Consider the following 19,976-nt stretch of genomic DNA (forward strand, 5'->3'; position numbering starts at 1 on the left):
ATCATTGGTGAGAGGCCGGCGGCGGGGGGGCAGTGGTGGTTAGCCCAAGTTGAAGCTGCCGATGGTCAACTTCGCGCCGCCGCCGACTTCCTGCTGAACGACATCCTTGAATTCTTGTGCGAGGTCCTCGCGCAGCTGCTCTTCGCCAATCCAGCGCAGGCGCAGTAGGGGCTTGTCACCGCCGGTGAGGACAGCAACACGGAGTCGGATGATCTGGACCTTCAGCCCTTCGTATGGCTCGACGGTGAATAGGAATTCGGCTGGCAGGCCTTCCGAGGATTTGGCTTCGATCTGGTCCATCGCCGAACGGGATGCGCTCAGGTCGCCAACGACATGTTCGCTCTTGCGTGCTTGCTCGATGCTGATGGAGCGGATCGCGCTCGCGGCTTTGCGCAGATCGATGTGGCTATCGTCCGCTGCAAGGGCTTGGAGGTTCGACGCCCAATCCTCAATCCAGTCGCTCAGGTCTTTCTGCACGAATTGGATGGTGGCGGCACGCTCGAGCGCTCGGAAGGCGGCAGTCTTTCTCAGGTTGAGGGTGGCGGTGAAATCGCCGTGCCCAGGCTCTTTGGCATTGCCCAGGTTAAAAATCACGGTGCAAGACATGGCTTCGGCATCGACAAAACCAGATGCGACGACTTCGGCGCTTTGCTCCATCACGTAGTTGCCGAAGTCCAGCAACGAGTGGGTGGTGAGCGCGCCGCGAAAGCGACTGCGAGCGGCTTGGAATTTCTCGATGCTGTGGATCTTTTGATCAGACGGCAGCACCAGCACCGGGGTGAAGGTGCTCAGCGTTTTAGCATAGGCCAGTACGGCGGTGTCTTGAATCAGCTGAATTGCTTTGGCTTCCATTGGATCGATTTCCTTTTGGTGAGAGGTACGGAGTGGGGCGGTTTAGGACTTCGCGTGAATCGGTGCGGCATCTCGGTTGAACAACTGGCCTGCGCGTGGGGCTTCGGCAAACAAGGTCAGTCGGCCGCCCTCGTTGACATGCATCGGCGTGTCGAGGGTGGTGTCTTCGCTACGGCTGCCGCGTTTGGTTGGAACCTTGTAGGCGAGCTTGTGGTTGACTGTTACCTGGTGGCTGTCGGCAATCTGTTTCAGGGTGAAGGTCAGCGTGACGGAGCCAACCTTGCCGTTATCGACAACGCCCGATGCCACTTCGGAAAGGGCGTGGCCGATCTGGTTCGCGAAGACGCCCGCGTTGAGTTCGCCGATGAATTCGGCTGTATCTGTAGGTTTCATGTGCTGTGCCTTATTGAGTGCGAGTTGTTTGCCCCTGGACGGCAAGGGCCACCGGTAAATCAGGCGGCTGCCGTCAACGCTTGGGCGTCGAGGTAGTCGGCAAGGTCGTGCAGGTAGACCACCGGCTTGGCCCGGGTGGAGCCGTGCAGGCGTTTGACCGTGAGCTTGATGCGGCCCTTCTTGATCTCGGTCAGCAAGTGGCGATCGGTGCGGATGTGTGAGAAATAGTGTTCGCGAACCGCTGCCAGCGTCGGGCACGGTGTTGCGAACTGGCGCCGAAGCTGGTCGAGGGTGTTGCTCATGCCGCGCCCTCCCCGAACCCCTCCGATGGGGGCAGCAACTTGAGGCGGATCAATTCGGCAAGGCCTTCTTTGCTTTTACCCATGGCGGCCGCATACACGTTGCCTTGTTGGTCGGCGACCACGGCGCCGTAGGGGTACTCAGGGGATTTTGTCGGGGTGACGTAGGCGATTTGCCCCTCACTAATGACCGCGTCGACGCAGCGGAATACCTCAGCCAGCTCCGCGCTGACCGGAGGCAGCGATTCCAGCAGCTGTAAGGCTTCGGTTGATGCACCAATCAGCGTGGCGCGGCTGATGACTGTAGGGTGGTTGAGGAACATCGGGATCAGCTTCAGTGCGCCGATGGCTTGGGTAATGGCGTTCTGGCTCATGCTGCGGCGTCCTTGTGCGTAATGGTGATGTTCAGTTTCTTGGCGACCCACTCAACGCCCGCTTCTTTCACCATTACCACCGCGTAGTGGCGGTGCTGGTTGATGGCAGGGACCCAGGTACTGCGTGGGTCGGAGAACAGGTAACCGCGATCACGGTGTTTGCTGGCGAGCTCGCCGTTGTGGGTGAGGACGCCCAGCTCCCGCAACCTGGTGCGGAGGGCGCGGGGTTTAAGGCCGAGTACGGCTGCCGTTTCGTCCAGGGTGCGATTCATGGCGCGGTCCTCAGGCTGCTACGTTGTCAGGGCGGGCTGTCAGGGCGCCGAAGAACTCGTCTAGCTGTCCGAAAAGGTCGTCGAGCGCGCCCTCGTTGTGCAGCACCAGGTCGTTGTCCTGAATGCCGATGCCCGTTTCGCTGACGTGCGGATTGACCTCTGTCGCGTCAGCTCGAAGGACGTGGATCACGATGCCGCCACGCTTGCGGACAAAGTCGGCTTCGTTCTCAAAACGCAGATCACTGATGACGAAACCGGTCGCGGTGTCGTGCGCTTGGCCTAGGAATTCGAGGTTCTGTTCGGCCAGTAGCAGCCATAGCTCTGGGTGGACCATGTTGCGGCCCCATTCGGTGCCCATGGACTGCATCAGCTCGCGAGCGGAGCGACCGAGCCAGCCGATGGGTTGCTCTTTGCGATCGTCGTCAAAGTCGCACGGACTCAGGTTAAAGATGTTCATCAGGCCTTCGCGGAGTGGGTCTGCGAATGCGTAGGTCTGGAAACCGTGGATGTTGGCCAGGTGATTGGCGGCAGTGGTTTTGCCGGTGCGTGCGCGGCCGGCAAGCCCGATCAATAGTTGCTTCATGCTGCGTCACCTCCCCATGGGAAAGTGTCGGCGCTAGCGATGAGCTGTGCTGCCGCCTTGCTGCGTACATTGGTGATGACGAGCAGGCCAGTCGTTTGCTGAATGGCGATTACGGCTGCGCGGTTGGTCGCTGCTGTCGGGTGTAGATAAACGGGGCAGCGGGTGTTGCTGTGCTGTGGGGTTTGCATGGCTCGTACTCTTGGTGAGAGGTAGATACGAGTGCAAAATTAGCAACAGCTAAATAAACTTGCAATAGCAAATGCTAATTTAGTTTTGCGATGTGCAAAAAAAACCCGCACATGGCGGGTTCTTTGAGATGTGGTCGGTTACAGCAGTACGGAATACCAGAAGACTTTGCCGATCACGATGATTTCGTTTTTGAGCAGTTCGGTCGCACTGTACTCTTCATCTGGATGCTCTTCCCGGTTATAGCTGCGCATCCTGATGCCTCCACCCGGTAGCCGGTACAGCGTCTTCACTCGCAACTGGCCTCCATGATTCAGCGCGTACATTTTTCCATCGGTGATGGTTGTGCAGCCCTGGTCAACTCCTACGGTGCTTCCGTGAGGAAGAACGGGTTCCATGCTGTTGCCGTTGACCGTTACGCAGACCGCTTCATTTGCCTGGACGTTTTGCCGCCTTAGGGTCATTTTTCCGAAGCGAAGTTTTTGCTTGTGCGACTGATGTACTGCGGTTCTGCCGCTCCCAGCGGATAGTTCAACTTCCTTAAGAAACGGCACATAAACCTCGTCATCATCCAAGGGGGTATCGTCGTCCCAAACATCAATGGGGCCGAGATACTCGGCATTGCTTGGGACGATTTCATTCTCTGGCGTTTGCGGCGCTCTGGATGTGGGGGCGCGCATCGAGCTGGACGGCGCTGTTAATGTGCCCTCGGCAAGACCAATTTTCGCTTCAAGATTTGCAGCAGCTTTCTCTCCGAGCGATCTATGCCCGTTGAGCAATTGCGACAGGTATGAGGCGTCTAGGTTGTATTGGTCGGCGAACTCTTTCTGGGTTTTTTCGCCCATCAAGTCGCGCAGCACCTGAACTCGCATCTTCTTTATATCCATTCCCTAATCATCGCTTTCCGTTAGCAAACAGTAAATTACGGTTTGCTATTGCCGAAAACATTAGCAATTGCTAATCTCGGCGCTCAGAAGGAGGTGCATATGACCTTGCACGAGTATTTGAAGAGTCTTGATAAAGCCGCGTTGGATGCGTTCGCGGGCCGTTGCGGCACGTCCGCTGGCCAGTTGAAGCAGGTCGCTTATGGCAACCGTCGAGCTGGCGCCGCTTTGGCGGTCGGTATCGAGCGAGAGTCGGCAGGTTCAGTCACTTGCGAGCAACTTCGTGCAGACATTGACTGGGCTTACCTTCGCGGTTCCAAAGCTGCTTAAAAGGTGCCGGGTTGGGGCCTCTCACCAAAGATCCCCCAGCCCAGCTACGACGACACACAGCACATGTACATCGGTCGTGGTCGTAGGATAGGGATTACCCCGTCTTATGGCTACACCGTAAACGGGGGATTTACGGTTATGAGTCGCACAGATCTATTGCCGGACGCGGGTCCGGTCCTTCCTTTGCGCCAGGCGATTTACCGCGCTGGTCGTGACTACAAGGGCGGAATTACCGCCCTTGCCTTTGACATGGTGTTGGACAACGACACCCTCCAGAAGAAACTCAAACTCGATGAAGAGCGGCGCTGGCTGAACCCTGATGAGCTTGAGGAAGTGATCCGGCTGACGGGCGACTCACGCTTGCTTGACGCGCTGATGCGGCCAGCTGGCGCGGTCTGGTATCGCCCAGTGCCGGTACCAGCCACCCGTGATGCTCTGAAGGCCGTCGGTAAGTTGCTCGGCGAAACCGGTGAGTTCGTGGCAGCGATGCACGACGGCGCAGCCGACAACGTCTGGGAGCTACGCGAGGTCGTGGACCTGGAGCAACGCGGCATGGACGTGATTCGCGAAATCCTCGGCATCATGGCGGGTGCCCGTCAGGCGATGGAGGATCGCAACCATGGCTGACGAAATCGATCGTGCTAATGACCAGGCGCAGTACCTGCTCGACGTTGCCCTTCAGCGCAGTCGCCGTGTGCCTTCGAACCGCGTGAGCGCTCAGTTTTGTGCTGATTGCGACGAGCCCATCCCGTTACGCCGACAACAGTCGATTGAGGGTTGCCAAACCTGTGTTGACTGTCAGGGGTTGCGGGAGGCTCGGCGATGACTGAACCGGCCAAAGGAATAGCCATCGCCACATGGGCAAAACGTTACATCAACACTTTCGATCTCGCCCTGGTATCAATCGAGCCAGGTGAAAAAGCCCCAAAGGGCTTGGGGTGGAACAAACCGGGCGGCTACTTTACCGAGGCCGCCAAGGCTGAAGCATTCTGGGAACGAAACCCTAATCACAACCTCGGCGTCGTCCTTGGGCCGAGCCGTATCTGTTCGCTGGACGTCGATGACGTTCAGTGGACGCGGCATGTGCTGTATGAGCTGCTGGGTGTCGATCTGGATGCCATGGCGTTGGTGTATCCGACCATTGTCGGTAACCCTGCGCGCTTCCGGGTGCTGTTCAAGCTGCCGGAAGGCATTGAGCTGACCCGGCATTCTCTCTCATGGCCGAATGAAAAGGACCCTGACGGTTCAATTCACAAAGGCCTGATGGACAAAGCCAAGGCTGCGAAAGAGCAGGGCGATGGTATCGGGGAGGCTGCAGCACGCACGGAGGCTGAAGAGTACAAGCGCTTCACGGTGTTCGAACTGCGTGCTGGCCTGGTACAGGACGTGTTCCCTCCTTCGATTCATCCGGGTACCGGCAAGCCTTACACCTGGCGGACGCCGCCCAGCGCCACGGACGGTTTGCCGACGCTGACTGTCGACCTGCTGGCTATCTGGCAAAACTGGGACATCTTCAAGCGTGATGCAGAGGCAGCGTGCCCGTGGGCGATCAAGGCAACCGTGCCGCCGGCGAAGGTCAGTAAGCGTTCAGCGCCGGCTGCGGGTAAGCAGCCGTCGGTGATCGATGAGTTCAACCGCTGCCACGACATCGAGGAGCTGCTGCGTAGCCACGGCTACATCAAGCGGGGCAGCAAGTGGCTTTACCCGCAGAGCAGCACTGGGCTGCCCGGCGTGACGATCAGTGAGGGCAAGGTCTATTCCCACCACGGTGCCGATCCGCTTGCGAACGGGCATCAGAATGACGCCTTCGAGGTGTTCTGTTTACTCGAGCACGGCGGCGACCAGTCGAAGGCGGTGAAGGATGCCGCGCGTATGTTGGGTATGCAGCGTTCATCTCGGCCTGATCCGCGGGATCTTCCCCCGCCCCAATCCGATGAGATGAGCGAGCCGAGCTGTGCGAACGACGACATCAGCGAGGCCGCTCCAGCTCCTGACGGGGGCGCGGGGGAGTCGCTGACGCTTGACCAGTTGTTGCGGCGTTTTGCGCTGGTCGAGGGCACCACGCAAGTGTGGGACTGCGATCAGTCGCGGGTGATGAAGAAGGCCGCATTTGAAGCTCGGGTGGGCAAGCCACTTGCGAAGGCGTGGCTGGATGACATGGGCAAACGGTTGATTGCGGATGATCACGTCCGCGACATCGAGCAAGCGCGGCGCATGGCGGGCAAGAAGGGCGGTGCGTTCGGCATGCCACCGACTGACCGATATGTGTACATCGACGGCACCAAGGACGTCTGGGATCGGGAAAAGAAGCGGCGTATTGCCGAGGGCGCGGTGAAGATGGCGCTGGGCGACACTTATCCGCTGTGGCTGAACAGCAGTGAGCGGCGCACTGTGGATGTCGAACATATCGTGTTTGATCCGACCATGAGCAAGGATCCTGCGGTGTACATCAATACCTTTGATGGCCTACCGCTCGAACCGGTCAGGGATGACGCAGCCTGCGCCAATCTGCGTTGGCTGATTTCGTTTTTGTGCAACCACGATGAAGCGGCGCACCAATGGTTGACCCGCTGGCTGGCGTACCCGTTGCAACACCTGGGCGCCAAGATGGACACCGCCGTGCTGATGCACTCGATCATGGAGGGCTCAGGCAAAAGCCTGCTGTTCGCAGATGCACTGGGTATGTTGTACGGCCAGTACGCGGCCACGGTCGGTCAGACGCAGCTGGAGAGCAACTTCAACGCCTGGCAAAGCCGAAAATTGTGGTCGGTGTTTGAAGAGGTAGTGAGTCGCGATCAGCGATACAACCAAGTGGGCAAGATCAAGCACCTGATCACCGGCAAGACGGTGCGGATGGAATCGAAGTTCATCAACGGTTGGGAGGAAGCCAACCATATGAACGCGGTGTTCCTGAGCAACGAAATTTTGCCGTGGCCGATCAGCGACAGTGACCGGCGGATGTTGGTGATGTGGCCTATGGAAACCTTGCCGGTCGAGCGGCAAAAGGCAATCGGGCGGGAGCTGGAACAGGGTGGCGTCGCGGCGCTGTACGGTTGGTTGTTGTCGGTCGATCTGGGCGACTTCAACCAGCGGACGCGACCGCCATCGACGGACGCACGTGAGCGCCTGGTGGCCTTGAGTCGGGCTGGATGGCAGACGTTCTTGCATCTGTGGAAGTACAGCGAGCTGGGTCAGGGGCTTTGGGGGCCGTGTCTGTCGACCGACCTCTATTCGCTGTTCCTCGAATGGTGTCAGCGCAACAAAGAGCATGTGATGAGTCAGACGAAGTTCTCGCTGTTCATCAGTTCTGAGGTCGATAAAACCCGCGCGATTCCCTGGACCGACGGCAACAATCGGCGCTTTGGCGCGTTCTTCTTTCCTGTCGATCCGGACGCTTCCCCGCCCCCATCACTGAAGGCGGCCGAGCTGGGCAAGCAGGTCGAAAACTGGCGGGCCAAGGCGAAGCTCGCGGGCTGGCATGTGGACGGTTGGGACCACATCAAGGCGGCTGCCGCATGACTACATCTAAAAGTGTGTCGGGTGTGTCGGGTGTGTGTTGGGTTGATTTCGGATACCTCACACAGATTGGAGCCTTCTATTTCGGCAGTTTGCGGGCTTTGTGTTGGGTGTGTTGGGTTTCGCTACGCATGCGCGCATGCGTGACGTTGGATGTTCGGTTTCTGATGGCTGATTATTTTCTTCATGCGAGAAAGGAAATACTCAACAAACCCAACACACTAAACACAACTCGATTAAAGCTATTGATTTTAAAGGGTTTTGTTTGTGTTGGGTTTGTGTCGGGGTGGGTGCTTTTTGTGTCGGGTTCGGTTTTCGGGGGAGTAGGGCGATGATCGAGGCAATGGAAGTACTGCTGAAGCACTGGGGCGAGCAACTTCGGCTCAATGGCGAAAGCGGCGGCATGGGCAGCCCAATGGCAACGATCATGGAGTGGGGTGGCTGCGCACCACGCGGCACGCCCGGGTCCCGAGTCATCCTCGGCGCTGGAGCAGGGCCTGATGCAGTTGCACAAGAGATCGCCGCCGCTCTGTCGGAGATCGGGCGTCAGGGTGAGCAGGGTGATCGGCTGATGCGGTTGGCGGGCCTGCGTTACGGCGATGATCCGGCGCCAACCTGGCTGATGCAGTTGCATCTGCTTGGGATGGAGTCGAGAGCGAAACAGACTTACTACGACCAGGTGCACCGTCTGCATGAGCAGCTGCTGGAAGTGCTGGTCGAGCGTGCTGACGCCCGTAAGTGGCTTACCGCTGGTCGGGGCGTTTTGCCTCAAAGTCTACTCAAAGTTGCGTCAAAGTTGCGTCGAGTCGGATAACCGAAAATGACCTCTTTTCGGTTCCGTACTCAGGGGGTAAAAAGTCCCCACGATATGGAATTTGCGCCTTGGCGCTGACCTCGCACGTGCTGTGCAGCTTCACCCGGCCCTCCCTGCGCCGGTCACCCAACCCCGCTTCGGCGGGGTTTTTCATTCTTGCTGCCGGCCCTGGCTTGGGCCGCCAGTTACGCCCGAGACATAGGTTTATTTCTTCCATTGCCGAGGAGGCAACGAATGTCGACTGAACAGGAGATGCAGCAGTCGCTGGCCAATCTTCCAACCTGGCTACTGATTCTGGTGGCGCTCGCCGGTTTAACAGGGGAGATGTGGCGCGCTGATGCGGCAGGGATGGCGGTGCCGGTGTTGATCAAGCGGGTGCTATTGCGCTTCGGTGCTTCGGCGGTGTTTGGTCTGGCAACGGTGTTGCTCGCCACGGCGCTGGGTTGCAGTCTGATGACCGCTGCAGCGATTGGGAGTGTGGTGGCTTGTCTCGGTGCCGATGTGGCCAGCGGGTTGTACGCTCGGTGGTTGGCGAAACGGGCTGGGATCTGCGAGGTCCCTCCGAGCGGTGGCGGGCAGTGATGAAATCGCCGGGGACCCTGGGGGTATTCGACGGGTACGGGGTCGCAAACCCGCGGGAAAGTGTTAGCGGCAGGGTTGCCAGCTTACTGAAATTCAATCCATTGAAATTGAAAGGTTTGCATTGAAAAGCCGTTGAAAAGGAGGGCTTATGACAGAACCAATGTACCTGTCAAAGAGCGCCTTTGCGGCTCGGATCGGCAGGGCACCCAGCTACATCACCTGGTTGAAAAACAACAACCGACTGGTACTCACCGCCGATGGTAAGCAAGTGGATGTCATGGCCAGCGAAGCGTTGATTCGTGACACCGCTGACCCGAGCAAAACCGCCGTTGCTGATCGGCACCACCAAGATCGGCTTCAGCGTGACGTGTATAGCCAGCTCACCAGCCAGGTCGAGCCGACTCCCATGGCTGCGTCGCCGCCAGTGATTGTCCCCACGGGGCAGCTGCCGGACTTCCAGAAAGCCCGCGCACTGCGGGAACACAACTTGGCCCAGCTCGCCGAGATCGAGTTGCACAAGGCCAAGGGTTCACTGGTGTCGGCGACAGCGGTGCAGACCGGCGCCTACAACGCTGGTCGGATGCTCCGCGATCAGTTGCTGGGTATGCCTCCACAGCTGGCACCCGAACTGGCCTCCATGACCGACCCTTGGGAAATCGAAAAGCACCTGACGGCGGCGATCCGTCGCTCGCTGGAAGACGCCGAACGCATGTCTTCAGCAGACCTTGAACACGCACTGACCACGAGTTGACCTATGCCCACGGACATTCCTGACGGTGCAGAGGTGTACCGCGAGGCGTATTTCCGTGGGCTGCGGCCCGACCCGGATGTCTGGATCGATCAGTGGGCCGATGAGTACATGCGGATCCCGCGTGACACCGGCGCCGCTGAGCCCGGCCAGTACCGTACCTCGCGCACACCGTATGCCCGCGAGCCCATGCGTTGCCTGTCGCCGGCTCACCCCTGCAAACGCGTGATCACCATGGTCGCGTCGCAGCTGATGAAAACCCAGATAGGTCTGAACTGGATTGGCGGCCTGATGCACATGGCGCCGTCGAACATCCTGGCACTGTTGCCCAGTCTGGGCCTGGCCAAGCGGGTGTCCTCGCGGATCAGCAAAACCATCAAGGCAACACCGGTATTGCGCGAGCGAGTCGCGGCTAACCGCTCCCGCGACTCGCGCAATACCATGGACACCAAGGAGTTTGAGGGCGGGACGTTGTACGTCACCACCGCCGGCTCGGCGGCCAACCTGTCAGAGTTGTCGGCGCGCTACGTGTACGGCGATGAGATCGACCGTTGGGAAGTGGACATCGGCGAGGAGGGTGACCCTATCGAGTTGGCGGAAACCCGGGGCAGTACCTTCGGTCGCAACGCCAAGTTCTACTTTTCCAGCTCACCCACGATCAAGGGCGCCTCGCGAATTTCCGACCTGTTCGATGGCAGTGACCAGCGTCACTACTATGTGCCGTGTCCGAGCTGCGGCCACATGCAAACCCTGGAATGGGAGCGCCTGCATTACTCGAAGGATTACAGTGTGGTGCACTATCAGTGCGCTGGCCCTGACTGCGACGTGTTGATTGAGGAGTTCCACAAGGGCGAGATGCTCACCAATGGCGAGTGGCGTGCCCACGCCGAAGGCGATGGCGAGACGGTCGGGTTTCATCTCAACGCGCTGTATTCACCACTCGGTTGGATGGACTGGAAGTCGCTGGCCAAGCAATTCGAGAAGGCCAAAAAGGCCCAGGCAAAAGGCGATCTGGAACCCATGCAGGTGTTTTACAACACCCGTTTGGCGAAGGTTTGGGACGCGGCTCAAGAGCAGACCAAAGCCAATGTGTTGCGAGCACGGGCGCGCTTGGAACTCTTCGGCCTCGGTTCGATGCCGGCGGCGGTGCTGATGATCACCGGTGCCGTCGACGTGCAGGCCAATCGCCTGGAGTTCATGGCCATGGGCTGGGGCGTCGGCATGGAACGCTGGGTCATCGACTACCAGATCGTTTCGGGCGACCCCGCTGATGAGCGTACCTGGGCCGCACTGGACGAACTGCTCAAGGCCAAGTATCGCCATCCGTGCGGTGTCGGTCTCGGCATTCTTGCAGTGGCGGTCGACTCCGGTGGCCACCACACTGACGAGGTTTACCAGTTCTGCCGCGTGCGCCGCTGGCGCAATGTGTTCGCCATCAAGGGGGCGAGCAAACCCGGCAAGCCGGTCATTGCTCAGCGCCCGTCCATGGTCGACGTGACCTGGAAAGGCCAGACCGAACGCAATGGCGCCGAGCTGTGGTTCGTAGGTACCGATACTGCAAAGGATTGGATCTACAACCGTTATCCATTCGAAGCCGGCCCGGGCGCATTGCACTTCGCCAATGACCTGCCCGACGACTTCTTCGATCAGTGCGTCGCGGAGCGCAAGGTGGCGCGCTACATCCGTGGACACAAGCGTATCGAATGGGTCAAGGGCAAGGCCGAGCGCAACGAAGCGCTCGACCTGATGGTGTATTGCCTGGCCATGGCGCATTACCTGGGCCTCAACCGCTACAAGGAACACGACTGGGAGCGGGTGCGTCAGTCTCTGGCGCAGTCAGGCTTGTTCGACGACGCGCTGGGTATCAAGCCCGTGCAAGGCGAGCGTCTCAGCAATACCGAGCAGGCTACCCCTGCTGTACCACAACCGGCTCCGCAACCCGTTGCTCCCGTCGTGCCATCGCGACAAGCCGCTCCGCCACCTCAACGCCGCAGCTCCAGCAGCGGTTACCTGAAGAGACGCTGATATGTCATTTACCCAAAAGCACCTCGACGCGGTTGAGGCGGCCATCGCGCGCGGTGAAAAAACCGTGCGTTACACCGACCGCACCGTGGAATACCGCTCTGTCGACGAGCTGCTCAAAGCCCGCGACGAGATCCGCACCTCACTGGTGAACTCGGCCGGGCCGCGCTCGCGCGTCGTTCGGCTTTGCCACGGAGGCAAAGGACTCTAATGGCCCGCTATCCGACGCTCACCCGTAACGGATTCGTGTTGCCGTCGAACATCAAGGCCAGTTACGAAGGCGCCGGAGAGGGCCGCCGCTCCACTGGCTGGGATGCGCCGGACAACGGGATCAACAGCATAAACACCCCGGCGCTGCGCAATCTGCGCTCACGGTCGCGGGCAGCGGTTCGCAATGATCCGTATGCCTATAACGTGATCGACAAGCGCGTCAGCAACCTGATCGGTACCGGTATCACACCGCGACCGAAAACCGACAACGAAGCCCTGCGCAAATTGCTGCAGGAACTTTGGGACGACTGGGTCGATGAATCGGACGCCGATGAGCGCACCGACTTCAACGGTCAGCAGGCGCTGGTGGCCCGCACGGTGGAAACCTCGGGTGAATGTTTTGTGCGGTTGCGTCCGCGTGGCCTGGACGAAGGCCTCGCGGTGCCGTTGCAGCTGCAAATCCTGGCTCCGGAGTTTGTGCCGCACGACAAGTTCGAGACCACCCGGGAAGGCAACTTCATCCGCGCCGGCATCGAGTTCACCCCCGGCGGCAAACGCGTGGCGTACTGGATGTACCTGGCGCATCCACGCGATACCTCATCGTTGAATGCAGGTTACAACCAACTGGTGCGCGTGCCGGCCGCGCAGGTGCTGCATATCTTCGAACCGGTCGAACCGGGCCAGCTGCGCGGTGTGCCGCGCTTGTCGCCAGTGTTGAAGCGCCTGCGCAGTCTCGACAACTACGACGACGCGGTGCTGTTCCGGCAGGAAGTGGCCAACCTGTTTGCCGGCTTTATCAGCCGGCCAGCCCCAGAATCCGGCCCCGTGCCAAGGGACCCGGTCACCGGCCAGCCACTGACCCTAGATCGCGACGGCTTCACGCCGATGGTTGCGCTGGAGCCCGGCACCATGCAGGAACTGGGGCCGGGTGAAGAGGTTGAGTTCTCGAAACCACCGGACGCGGGCAACAACTATCCCGACTTCATGCGGCAGCAGCTGATGGCGGCCGCAGCAGGGACCGGGACGCCATACGAAATCCTCACCGGCGACATGCGCGAGGTCAACGACCGGGCGCTGCGGGTCGTACTCAACGAGTTTCGGCGCCGTCTGGAACAACAGCAGTTCAGCGTGTACGTGCACCAGCTGTGCCGTCCGGTCCGGGCGGCCTGGATGGACATGGCGGTGTTGTCGGGTGTCCTCCAGCTGGATGACTACGCCCAGCGACGTCGCGAGTACCTGCGCACCCGTTGGGTACCGCAAGGCTGGGCCTACATCCAGCCGGTGCAGGACGTACAGGCGCGCCGAATGGAAGTGCAGGCCGGCTTCGCCTCACGCAGTGAAATGGTCCTGCGCACCGGTTATGACGCTGAAACGGTCGACGCCGAAAACGCCGCCGACCTGGCCCGCGCCACTGCGCTTGGCCTCAATTACACCACTCTTGAAGCGTTCGTCCCCGTCGACGACAAGGAGCAACCATGAGCAAGAAGGCGCGGCCACGCGTTTACAACCGGGCGGGTAAACGCGTGCCCGTGCAGGACAAGAGCTGGTACGCGCTGCAGGCCAGCGGCGAGGCTGCCGAGCGGGTCATCGAAGTGTTTGTCTATGGCGAGATCGGCGCCTGGGGCATTACCGCGAATCAGTTTGTGCAAGACCTGCGCGCCATGGACGACGGCGTGTCCCCAGTGATCGCCGCGTTCAACAGCATCGGTGGCGACCTGTTCGACGGGCTGGCGATGCACAACGCGCTGTCGCGTTTGGGTGAGCGTTGTACTGGTCGCATCGATGCGTTGGCGGCCAGTGCGGCCAGCGTGGCGGTATGCGGCGCACACCGCGTCGTGATCGCATCCAACGCCATGCTGATGATCCACAACCCATGGACCTACGCGGCCGGTGATGCCGACGACTTCCGTAAAGTGGCCGACGTCCTCGATCAGACGATGGAGGCCATCATTGCGGCCTACAAGGCCAAGGCTCCAGACATTGATGAGGAGGAGTTGCGGCGTCTGGTCGCTGCCGAAACCTGGTTGACCGCCAGTGAAGCGGTGGCCTTGGGGTTGGCCGATGAGGTCGGCGATGGCGTTACGGTCAAAGCTTGCCTCGGCCAAGGGGCCGTGCTGCAGCGTTACCAGCATGCGCCGGCCGAATTGCTCGCCCAGTTGGACGAGCCACCCGAGCCGGATCCCGAGTTAGAGCCCGACGATCCGCCCTTGGTACCGCCGGTGGTCGACTCGGCCAAGCTGGCCCTGATGATCACGCAGCGATGCTCCGAGTCAGGCATCAGCAACCTGGTCGAGCCGCTGCTCAGCTCCACCCGGCTTGAAAGCGAAGAGATCGTCCAGGCAGGCCTGACGCGGGCCAAGGCCGTGAACGACCTGTGTGTGGCGGCGCGCTTGCCGGAGTTCAGCGTCGAGTATGTCGCGGCGGGCCTGGACGTTGCGGCGGTCCGAGCGCGTCTGTTCGACAAGATCGTCAGCAGCGGCAAGGGCTTTGAAATCGACAACAGCTTGCCGCTGGACAATGACCCCGCACCTAAGGTGCAGGCCAAACAACTTGATCAACCTTCCATCTGGTCCGCGCGCCAAGCCGCGCAGTCCGGTCAATCCCGACCCGCAACAGGAGCAAGACGATGAGTATCCAACGAGAGCCAATGCATGCAGGCGAATTTCTCCTGTCCGAAGCGGCGGGCACCATTTCCCGCGAAGCCATCAATGTCGCCGCCGGTCCTGCATTGGAACCGGGGCAGATCCTCGGCCTGATCAGCTTGACCGGTGAGTTCGCCCCCTACAACCCGACCGCCGAAGACGGCAGCGAAAATGCGATCGCCATTCTCTACGGCCCGTTGGGCGAGTCGGATGTGGTCCGACGCGGGCGGGCAGTGGTGCGGCTGGCTGAAGTCAGCGAAGCCCATCTGACGGGGCTGGATCCTGCTGCTGAAAAGGCGTTGGCCACTCACTTCCTGATCGTTCGCTAAGACGGTCAACCTGATTACCCAACCCGCCGAGTGCGGGTTTTTGCATTCTGGAGATTGCTTCATGGCTGACATTGAAATCTTTAACGACGATGCGTTTTCGGTCTCCTCGCTGACCGCCGCCATCAATGAACAGGAATACCTGCCGGGCCGCATCAGCAGCCTCGGCCTGTTCCAGGAGGAGGGCATCACCACCCTGACCGTGCAGATCGAAAAGGACGGCGACACCCTGGCCTTGGTGCCAGCCGGTGAACGCGGCACCTCCGGCCTGGTGGTCGGCGGAACCAAGCGCAACCTGATTCCGTTCAACACCGTGCACCTGCCGCAGCGCTTTGCGATCAAGGCCGACGAGATCCAGGGCATTCGTGCCTTCGGTACCCGTTCTGAATTGCAGGCAGTGCAGGACGTGGTCAACAAGCGCCTGGCCAAAGCGCGTCGACAGCTAGATGCCACGCACGAATTCCAGCGCATGGGCGCGCTGAACGGCCAAATCCTCGACGCGGACGGCACCACCGTCTTGCTCGACATCTACAAAACCTTTGGTGTGACCCGCAAGAAAATGTCCATGGGGCTGAACAGTCCGGACACCGAACTTCGCGTCAAGTGTGGTGATGCGCTGGACCTGCAGGAGGAAGCCCTGGGCAGTATCACCAGCACGGGCTCGCGTGCGCTGTGCGGTAAGAATTTCTGGAACAAGCTGCTGGTCCACAAGTCGGTCAAAGAGACCTACCTCAACAGTCAGCAGGCCGCTGCTTTGCGTGGCGATGCCCGTGAAAGTTTCGAGTTCGGCGGCATCGTCTGGGAGCGCTATCGCGGCAAGATCGCCGGTGTGACCTTCATCCACGACGACAAGGCGCTGCTGATTCCCGAAGGCGTGCCGGACCTGTACATCTCGGTGTTTGCGCCGGCGGACTACATGGAAACGGTCAACACCGAAGGCGTGCCGTACTACAGCAAGATCGAGCCGCTGCCGTTCAACAAAGGCATGGCCGGTGAAGCTCAGTCGAACCCGCTACACCTGTGCACGCGCCCGCTCGCGCAGATCCTCCTGGAGCTCTGACCGTGGCCTTTCGTGACCTGGTCGCCGAGGTCGACGCGGTGGTGTTCGAAACGCTGGGCGACAGCGCACGGATCGAAGGCCGGGACGAGCCGGTCCTCGGCATGTTCGCGGCGCCCTGGCTGCAGCCGAAGTTCGGCAAGCTCAACACCGGATTGCGCGAGCCCCGCTTTGAAATCCGTGTCAGCGATTCCCACGGCCTCGAACAGGGCCTGTTGGTCAGCGTCGATCTGCCGGCCCTGGACGGCGGTGGCGATTATGACCTGCTGCAGCTGGAGCCCAGCGGTGACGGTTTGGTCGCTTTGATCCTGAGGATGCGTGCATGAGCGTTGGTAGCTATTACAAGTCGTCGGCCGGTGGTGGGATGGTCACCATTCAGTCGTCGTCGGCAGATCTGCAAGCGTTCCAGGACTTCGCCAAGGTGGTGCCCAAGGCAGCCGCGGCCGCGCATCGTCGAGCGATCAACAAGACGCTGGGCTGGTTGCGCACGCACATCGCTCGGGCGGTCAGTCGACAGGAACGCATCGCCGTCGCGGCGGTGCGTCAACGGTTGCGCAGCTATCCGGTCACCGGTGGGGCCATGAGCGGCAAGCTGTGGTTTGGCTTGAACGCCATCGAGTCCAGCCGGATCGGCCGCGCGCGGCAGACTGGCAGCGGCGTGTCGGTAGCCGGGCGCCGTTACCAGGGGGCGTTCCTCAAACAGGTCTACGGCAACAAACCGGACATCTGGATCCGCACCGCGAGCAAGCATTTCGATGCGGACGATTATCCGGACAGTGCGGTGTCATCAGGGCGCGGGCCGAGTTCGGGTTGGGTCGCTGAAAATGGAAGTCGGTTTCCACTGGCCAAGGCCAAGGTGTCCCTGGAGCAGGCGCGGCCACATTTCGACAGCTGGGTGCGCAAGGCGGATGAGCGCTTGCTACAGATCCTGCAGCAGGAGCTCAACTTCGAGCTGCAAAAGTACCTGAGGAGTTAATGCCGTGTCGGAAGAGCCTTTTAGCCTGGATCAGCTTTACCGGGCCATTGAGCAACAACTGCTGGCGAAGTTACCGGGTGTGTGTGCGGTGACGGCCTGGCCGAACATTAAAGATCGTGTAGCGCTGCCGGCGGTGTTTCTAGAGATGGCCGAGATTGAACCGGGCGTCGATATCGGCACCGGGGAAACGACCTTGGTGTGCAGGTTCGAGGCACGCATCGTCGTCGATCCGATCAAGCCGCACCATCATCAGCAGGCCGTACAACTGGCCACCCAGCTCGCGGTGGTTCTGCGGGCGCAGACCTGGGGGCTGGCGGTTGAACCGGCGGTATTCATTCAGGCCGGGCAGGATTGGACCCGGCCCGAACTGGATGGCTACACCGTCTGGTTGGTGGAGTGGCATCAGCAAATTTACCTCGGTGCACAGCAATGGCCATGGCCGGATGAGCAACCGGGTTCGCTGTGGTTCGGCTTCAATTACGACCGCAAAGAGGAGTTCTTTCCAGCGGATGACGTGCCGTGAGTTACGCACAGGCTCAACATGACCGGATGTTGGCCGGTGTGGTCAAGGATTGTTATGTGGTGGCAGTGGACCTGACCGCTTCCCCGCCAGTGTGTCGGGTGTCAGACGGCGAGTGGGTCAGTGCCTGGGTACGCTGGCACAGCATTGCCGCTGGTAAGGCGCGACACTGGCGAGCGCCAAGCCTGGGCGAGCAAGGGGCATTGGTCAGTGCCAGTGGTGACGTGTCGCAAGGTACGTTCATTCCTGGGCTATACGGCAACGCCGGCGCACCACCGGATAACCGCGATCATGTCGAGGTTTGGCGCTTCGATGATGGTGGTTCGCTGGTCTATGACTGGCAGGCCAAGAGCTACAGCATCACCCTGCCGAGCGGTACGGTGACCATCAAAGTCGCCAGCACGGAGGTGATCGTAACGGACAGCGCCGTCAACGTGACCACCGGAAACATCAACCTGAAAGCGGCGGTGCGGATCGAAGGCGCGTTACACGTCACGAGCGGCATTACCAGTGCTGGCGCGATCATCGACGCCACCGGCAACAGCAACCACCACACACACTGAGGTCAAAATGATCGACGAACCGATTTCGGAAAAGCCGGCGTTTGACGTTGAGACAATCGTGAAGCTTTTGGAAGGACAGATTGCCCAGCATTACGACGCGTATCGAATGCTTAGTCGCTGGCCAATCGTCTTGCGAGAGGCTAATCCCGAAGATGTTGCCAAAGCGCTGGTTCGGGTGTTGAGTCATGGCCAATACGTGCGGCGCGAACAGCGCTCGATAGTGACCAACATCACCATCACTTGCAGCGGTGGCGATCCGGTCGCGATTGCAGATGCGGTGGCAAAAACTGTCACGGCCAGGTGCTCGTAGTTTTCAACCCTCTATTTCTATCCGCCCGCCTAACGCGGGCTTTTTTATGCCTGGAGTAAACACATGGCCAAGAGCGATTCGACAGTCACCGATTCACCCGCGAGCCCTGAACCATTGCCGCAGCCGATATCGCTTCCGATGCCGATGAAGTTTCGCGACAAGGTCTACACCTCCCGCGAGTTGATCCTGCCTGAGACCCAGCGCAGTTTGCCGGTGGCGAAGGGCCTGGTCGAAGTACCGGGCGCCGACATCGAGGCGGTCAAGTTTCTGAAAGCCCATGACGAATTCGAACTGCTGAAGGAGTAACGCGGATGATCGGAATGGATCGCCACACCGGCCAGCCCATTTCCGGCATCGAGCATTTGCGGCAGTCCATCGGCGACATTCTGGGCACGCCACTGGGCAGCCGGCGGCATCGGCCAGAGTACGGCAGCACGCTCCCGCGCTTTGTCGACCTGCCCGTTAACGAGGGCTGGAAAAGCTCAGTGCAGGCGGAAGCCGCCAGAGCCTTGGGGCGCTGGGAGCCGCGTTTGAAGCTGGACCAGGTGCGGGTCATTTCGGTGATCGGCGGGCAAATCAATCTGAAAATCGCCGGCAAATATCAAGGCGACGGCGTGCTGTTGGAGGTGGGCGTATGAGCATCGTTGATCTGTCGTCGCTACCTGCGCCGAGCGTGCTGGAGCCATTGGATTTCGAAGCGGTGTATGAGGAAGGCCTCGGGGTCTTTCGTGGCTACATGGGCGATAACTGGAGCGCCGCGCTGGAAAGCGATCCGGTCACCAAGGTGTTGGAGGTCGGGGCCTACATCAAGGTCGGTAACCGCGCCCGGGTCAACGACGCCGGCAAGGCGCTGTTACTGGCCCACGCCATCCGCGACGACCTCGATCACTTGGGGGCCAACGTCAATCTCAAGCGGCTGGTGATTCAGTCCGAGGATCTGCTGGCGGTGCCTCCGGTACCGGAGGTCAGGGAAGAAGACGATCCGTTCCGTGAACGCATTCAGTTGGCCTACGAAGGGCTGACCACCGCTGGCCCGCGTGCAAGCTACATCTTGCACGCGCGTAATGCGTCGGGCCTGGTCGCGGATGCCACGGCGGAAAGCCCGGCACCGTGCAACGTTACGGTCACGGTGCTGAGTTCCGAGGGCAAAGGCGTGGCTAGTCCTGAGCTGCTGGCCACGGTCAAGGCGGCGCTGAATGACGAGGACGTCAGGCCGGTGGGTGATCGGCTGACCGTACAAAGCGCGCAGATTATCGACTACCGCATCGATGCCATTCTGCACATGAGCAGTGTCGGGCCTGAGGCGGATGCTAGCCTGGCCGAGGCCAAAAGCCGCATTAACGCCTGGATCAATCCACGCAAGCGGCTCGGGGTCGAAGTGGCGCGTTCGGCTGTGGATGCGCAACTGCATATCGCCGGCGTGTCTCGGGTTGAGCTGGTCGGCTGGGTGGACCTGGCCCCGACCAAGGCACAGGCGGCGTTCTGCACCGAAGTCACAGTGAATCTGGCGGGCTGAC

28 protein-coding genes are annotated in these 19,976 nt (G+C 60.4%); 21 read left to right on the forward strand and 7 right to left on the reverse strand.

Annotated features, from left to right (window positions below; translation table 11 throughout):
* Positions 1-39: 39 nt before the first annotated feature.
* The 7 genes from PSJE_RS15570 to PSJE_RS15605 form a co-directional block, all read right to left on the reverse strand.
* Positions 40-852 (reverse strand): DUF2303 family protein, encoded by an 813-nt coding sequence (locus tag PSJE_RS15570; protein ID WP_090453412.1) that lies wholly within the window; start codon positions 850-852, stop codon positions 40-42.
* Positions 853-894: 42 nt separating this feature from the next.
* Positions 895-1,245 carry a hypothetical protein gene (locus PSJE_RS15575; protein WP_090453414.1) on the reverse strand — a complete coding sequence of 117 codons (351 nt, stop codon included), beginning with the start codon at positions 1,243-1,245 and terminating at the stop codon, positions 895-897.
* Positions 1,246-1,304: 59 nt separating this feature from the next.
* Entirely contained in the window at positions 1,305-1,547 is a 243-nt protein-coding gene (locus PSJE_RS15580) for a pyocin activator PrtN family protein (protein ID WP_090453416.1), read from the reverse strand.
* Entirely contained in the window at positions 1,544-1,918 is a 375-nt protein-coding gene (locus tag PSJE_RS15585; protein WP_090453418.1) for a hypothetical protein, read from the reverse strand. Before PSJE_RS15585 ends, PSJE_RS15580 begins: the two co-directional genes overlap by 4 nt.
* The gene (locus PSJE_RS15590) at positions 1,915-2,190 is read right to left on the reverse strand and encodes a hypothetical protein (protein ID WP_090453420.1); all 276 of its coding nucleotides are present in this window, start codon (positions 2,188-2,190) and stop codon (positions 1,915-1,917) included. The genes PSJE_RS15585 and PSJE_RS15590 overlap by 4 nt, the downstream gene beginning before the upstream one ends.
* 10 nt (positions 2,191-2,200) lie before the next feature.
* The gene (locus PSJE_RS15595) at positions 2,201-2,773 is read right to left on the reverse strand and encodes a deoxynucleotide monophosphate kinase family protein (RefSeq protein ID WP_090453422.1); all 573 of its coding nucleotides are present in this window, start codon (positions 2,771-2,773) and stop codon (positions 2,201-2,203) included.
* Positions 2,774-3,099: 326 nt separating this feature from the next.
* Positions 3,100-3,846 carry a S24 family peptidase gene (locus tag PSJE_RS15605; protein WP_235863932.1) on the reverse strand — a complete coding sequence of 249 codons (747 nt, stop codon included), beginning with the start codon at positions 3,844-3,846 and terminating at the stop codon, positions 3,100-3,102.
* A gap of 99 nt (positions 3,847-3,945) precedes the next feature.
* Here PSJE_RS15605 and PSJE_RS15610 point away from each other — a divergent pair, with 99 nt between their 5' ends.
* The 21 genes from PSJE_RS15610 to PSJE_RS15710 all read left to right on the forward strand — a co-directional run bounded on the left by PSJE_RS15610 (position 3,946) and on the right by PSJE_RS15710 (position 19,975).
* Entirely contained in the window at positions 3,946-4,173 is a 228-nt protein-coding gene (locus tag PSJE_RS15610) for a transcriptional regulator (protein ID WP_090453426.1), read from the forward strand.
* 138 nt (positions 4,174-4,311) lie between these two features.
* Positions 4,312-4,800 carry a phage regulatory CII family protein gene (locus PSJE_RS15615; RefSeq protein WP_008048886.1) on the forward strand — a complete coding sequence of 163 codons (489 nt, stop codon included), beginning with the start codon at positions 4,312-4,314 and terminating at the stop codon, positions 4,798-4,800.
* A complete protein-coding gene (locus PSJE_RS15620) occupies positions 4,793-4,999 on the forward strand; it encodes a TraR/DksA C4-type zinc finger protein (RefSeq protein ID WP_008048893.1) in 207 nt (68 codons plus the stop codon). The genes PSJE_RS15615 and PSJE_RS15620 overlap by 8 nt, the downstream gene beginning before the upstream one ends.
* The gene (locus tag PSJE_RS15625) at positions 4,996-7,692 is read left to right on the forward strand and encodes a DUF5906 domain-containing protein (protein ID WP_090453428.1); all 2,697 of its coding nucleotides are present in this window, start codon (positions 4,996-4,998) and stop codon (positions 7,690-7,692) included. Before PSJE_RS15620 ends, PSJE_RS15625 begins: the two co-directional genes overlap by 4 nt.
* Before the next feature lie 328 nt (positions 7,693-8,020).
* Positions 8,021-8,503 carry a hypothetical protein gene (locus PSJE_RS15630; protein WP_090453430.1) on the forward strand — a complete coding sequence of 161 codons (483 nt, stop codon included), beginning with the start codon at positions 8,021-8,023 and terminating at the stop codon, positions 8,501-8,503.
* 234 nt (positions 8,504-8,737) lie between these two features.
* The gene (locus PSJE_RS15635) at positions 8,738-9,085 is read left to right on the forward strand and encodes a phage holin family protein (RefSeq protein ID WP_090453432.1); all 348 of its coding nucleotides are present in this window, start codon (positions 8,738-8,740) and stop codon (positions 9,083-9,085) included.
* A gap of 148 nt (positions 9,086-9,233) precedes the next feature.
* Positions 9,234-9,836, forward strand: a complete 603-nt coding sequence (locus PSJE_RS15640; RefSeq protein WP_090453434.1) for a terminase small subunit — start codon at positions 9,234-9,236, stop codon at positions 9,834-9,836.
* A gap of 3 nt (positions 9,837-9,839) precedes the next feature.
* Positions 9,840-11,858 carry a phage terminase large subunit family protein gene (locus tag PSJE_RS15645; protein ID WP_090453436.1) on the forward strand — a complete coding sequence of 673 codons (2,019 nt, stop codon included), beginning with the start codon at positions 9,840-9,842 and terminating at the stop codon, positions 11,856-11,858.
* 1 nt (position 11,859) lies between these two features.
* Positions 11,860-12,066, forward strand: a complete 207-nt coding sequence (locus PSJE_RS15650; protein ID WP_008048905.1) for a phage head-tail joining protein — start codon at positions 11,860-11,862, stop codon at positions 12,064-12,066.
* Positions 12,066-13,544 (forward strand): phage portal protein, encoded by a 1,479-nt coding sequence (locus tag PSJE_RS15655; protein WP_090453438.1) that lies wholly within the window; start codon positions 12,066-12,068, stop codon positions 13,542-13,544. Before PSJE_RS15650 ends, PSJE_RS15655 begins: the two co-directional genes overlap by 1 nt.
* Positions 13,541-14,695: a head maturation protease, ClpP-related gene (locus PSJE_RS15660; RefSeq protein ID WP_090453440.1), complete on the forward strand. Its 1,155-nt coding sequence runs from the start codon at positions 13,541-13,543 to the stop codon at positions 14,693-14,695. Before PSJE_RS15655 ends, PSJE_RS15660 begins: the two co-directional genes overlap by 4 nt.
* Positions 14,692-15,036: a head decoration protein gene (locus PSJE_RS15665; RefSeq protein ID WP_090453442.1), complete on the forward strand. Its 345-nt coding sequence runs from the start codon at positions 14,692-14,694 to the stop codon at positions 15,034-15,036. The genes PSJE_RS15660 and PSJE_RS15665 overlap by 4 nt, the downstream gene beginning before the upstream one ends.
* Positions 15,037-15,097: 61 nt before the next feature.
* Positions 15,098-16,093, forward strand: coding sequence for a major capsid protein (locus PSJE_RS15670; protein ID WP_090453444.1), 996 nt, complete (start codon positions 15,098-15,100; stop codon positions 16,091-16,093).
* Between the two features lie 2 nt (positions 16,094-16,095).
* Positions 16,096-16,416, forward strand: a complete 321-nt coding sequence (locus PSJE_RS15675; protein WP_090453445.1) for a head-tail joining protein — start codon at positions 16,096-16,098, stop codon at positions 16,414-16,416.
* Positions 16,413-17,066 carry a hypothetical protein gene (locus tag PSJE_RS15680; protein WP_090453447.1) on the forward strand — a complete coding sequence of 218 codons (654 nt, stop codon included), beginning with the start codon at positions 16,413-16,415 and terminating at the stop codon, positions 17,064-17,066. The genes PSJE_RS15675 and PSJE_RS15680 overlap by 4 nt, the downstream gene beginning before the upstream one ends.
* 4 nt (positions 17,067-17,070) lie before the next feature.
* Positions 17,071-17,589, forward strand: a complete 519-nt coding sequence (locus tag PSJE_RS15685; RefSeq protein ID WP_090453449.1) for a hypothetical protein — start codon at positions 17,071-17,073, stop codon at positions 17,587-17,589.
* Positions 17,586-18,149, forward strand: a complete 564-nt coding sequence (locus tag PSJE_RS15690; RefSeq protein WP_090453451.1) for a phage baseplate assembly protein V — start codon at positions 17,586-17,588, stop codon at positions 18,147-18,149. The genes PSJE_RS15685 and PSJE_RS15690 overlap by 4 nt, the downstream gene beginning before the upstream one ends.
* 7 nt (positions 18,150-18,156) lie before the next feature.
* Entirely contained in the window at positions 18,157-18,459 is a 303-nt protein-coding gene (locus PSJE_RS15695) for a hypothetical protein (RefSeq protein ID WP_090453453.1), read from the forward strand.
* A 63-nt stretch (positions 18,460-18,522) separates the two neighbouring features.
* Complete coding sequence (locus tag PSJE_RS15700) at positions 18,523-18,765, forward strand: hypothetical protein (protein ID WP_090453455.1); 243 nt, start codon at positions 18,523-18,525, stop codon at positions 18,763-18,765.
* A 5-nt stretch (positions 18,766-18,770) separates the two neighbouring features.
* Positions 18,771-19,097, forward strand: a complete 327-nt coding sequence (locus PSJE_RS15705; protein ID WP_090453457.1) for a GPW/gp25 family protein — start codon at positions 18,771-18,773, stop codon at positions 19,095-19,097.
* The gene (locus PSJE_RS15710) at positions 19,094-19,975 is read left to right on the forward strand and encodes a baseplate assembly protein (protein WP_090453459.1); all 882 of its coding nucleotides are present in this window, start codon (positions 19,094-19,096) and stop codon (positions 19,973-19,975) included. Before PSJE_RS15705 ends, PSJE_RS15710 begins: the two co-directional genes overlap by 4 nt.
* Position 19,976: the final 1 nt, after the last annotated feature.

The organism is Pseudomonas jessenii, from assembly GCF_002236115.1.
GTDB lineage: Bacteria > Pseudomonadota > Gammaproteobacteria > Pseudomonadales > Pseudomonadaceae > Aquipseudomonas > Aquipseudomonas jessenii.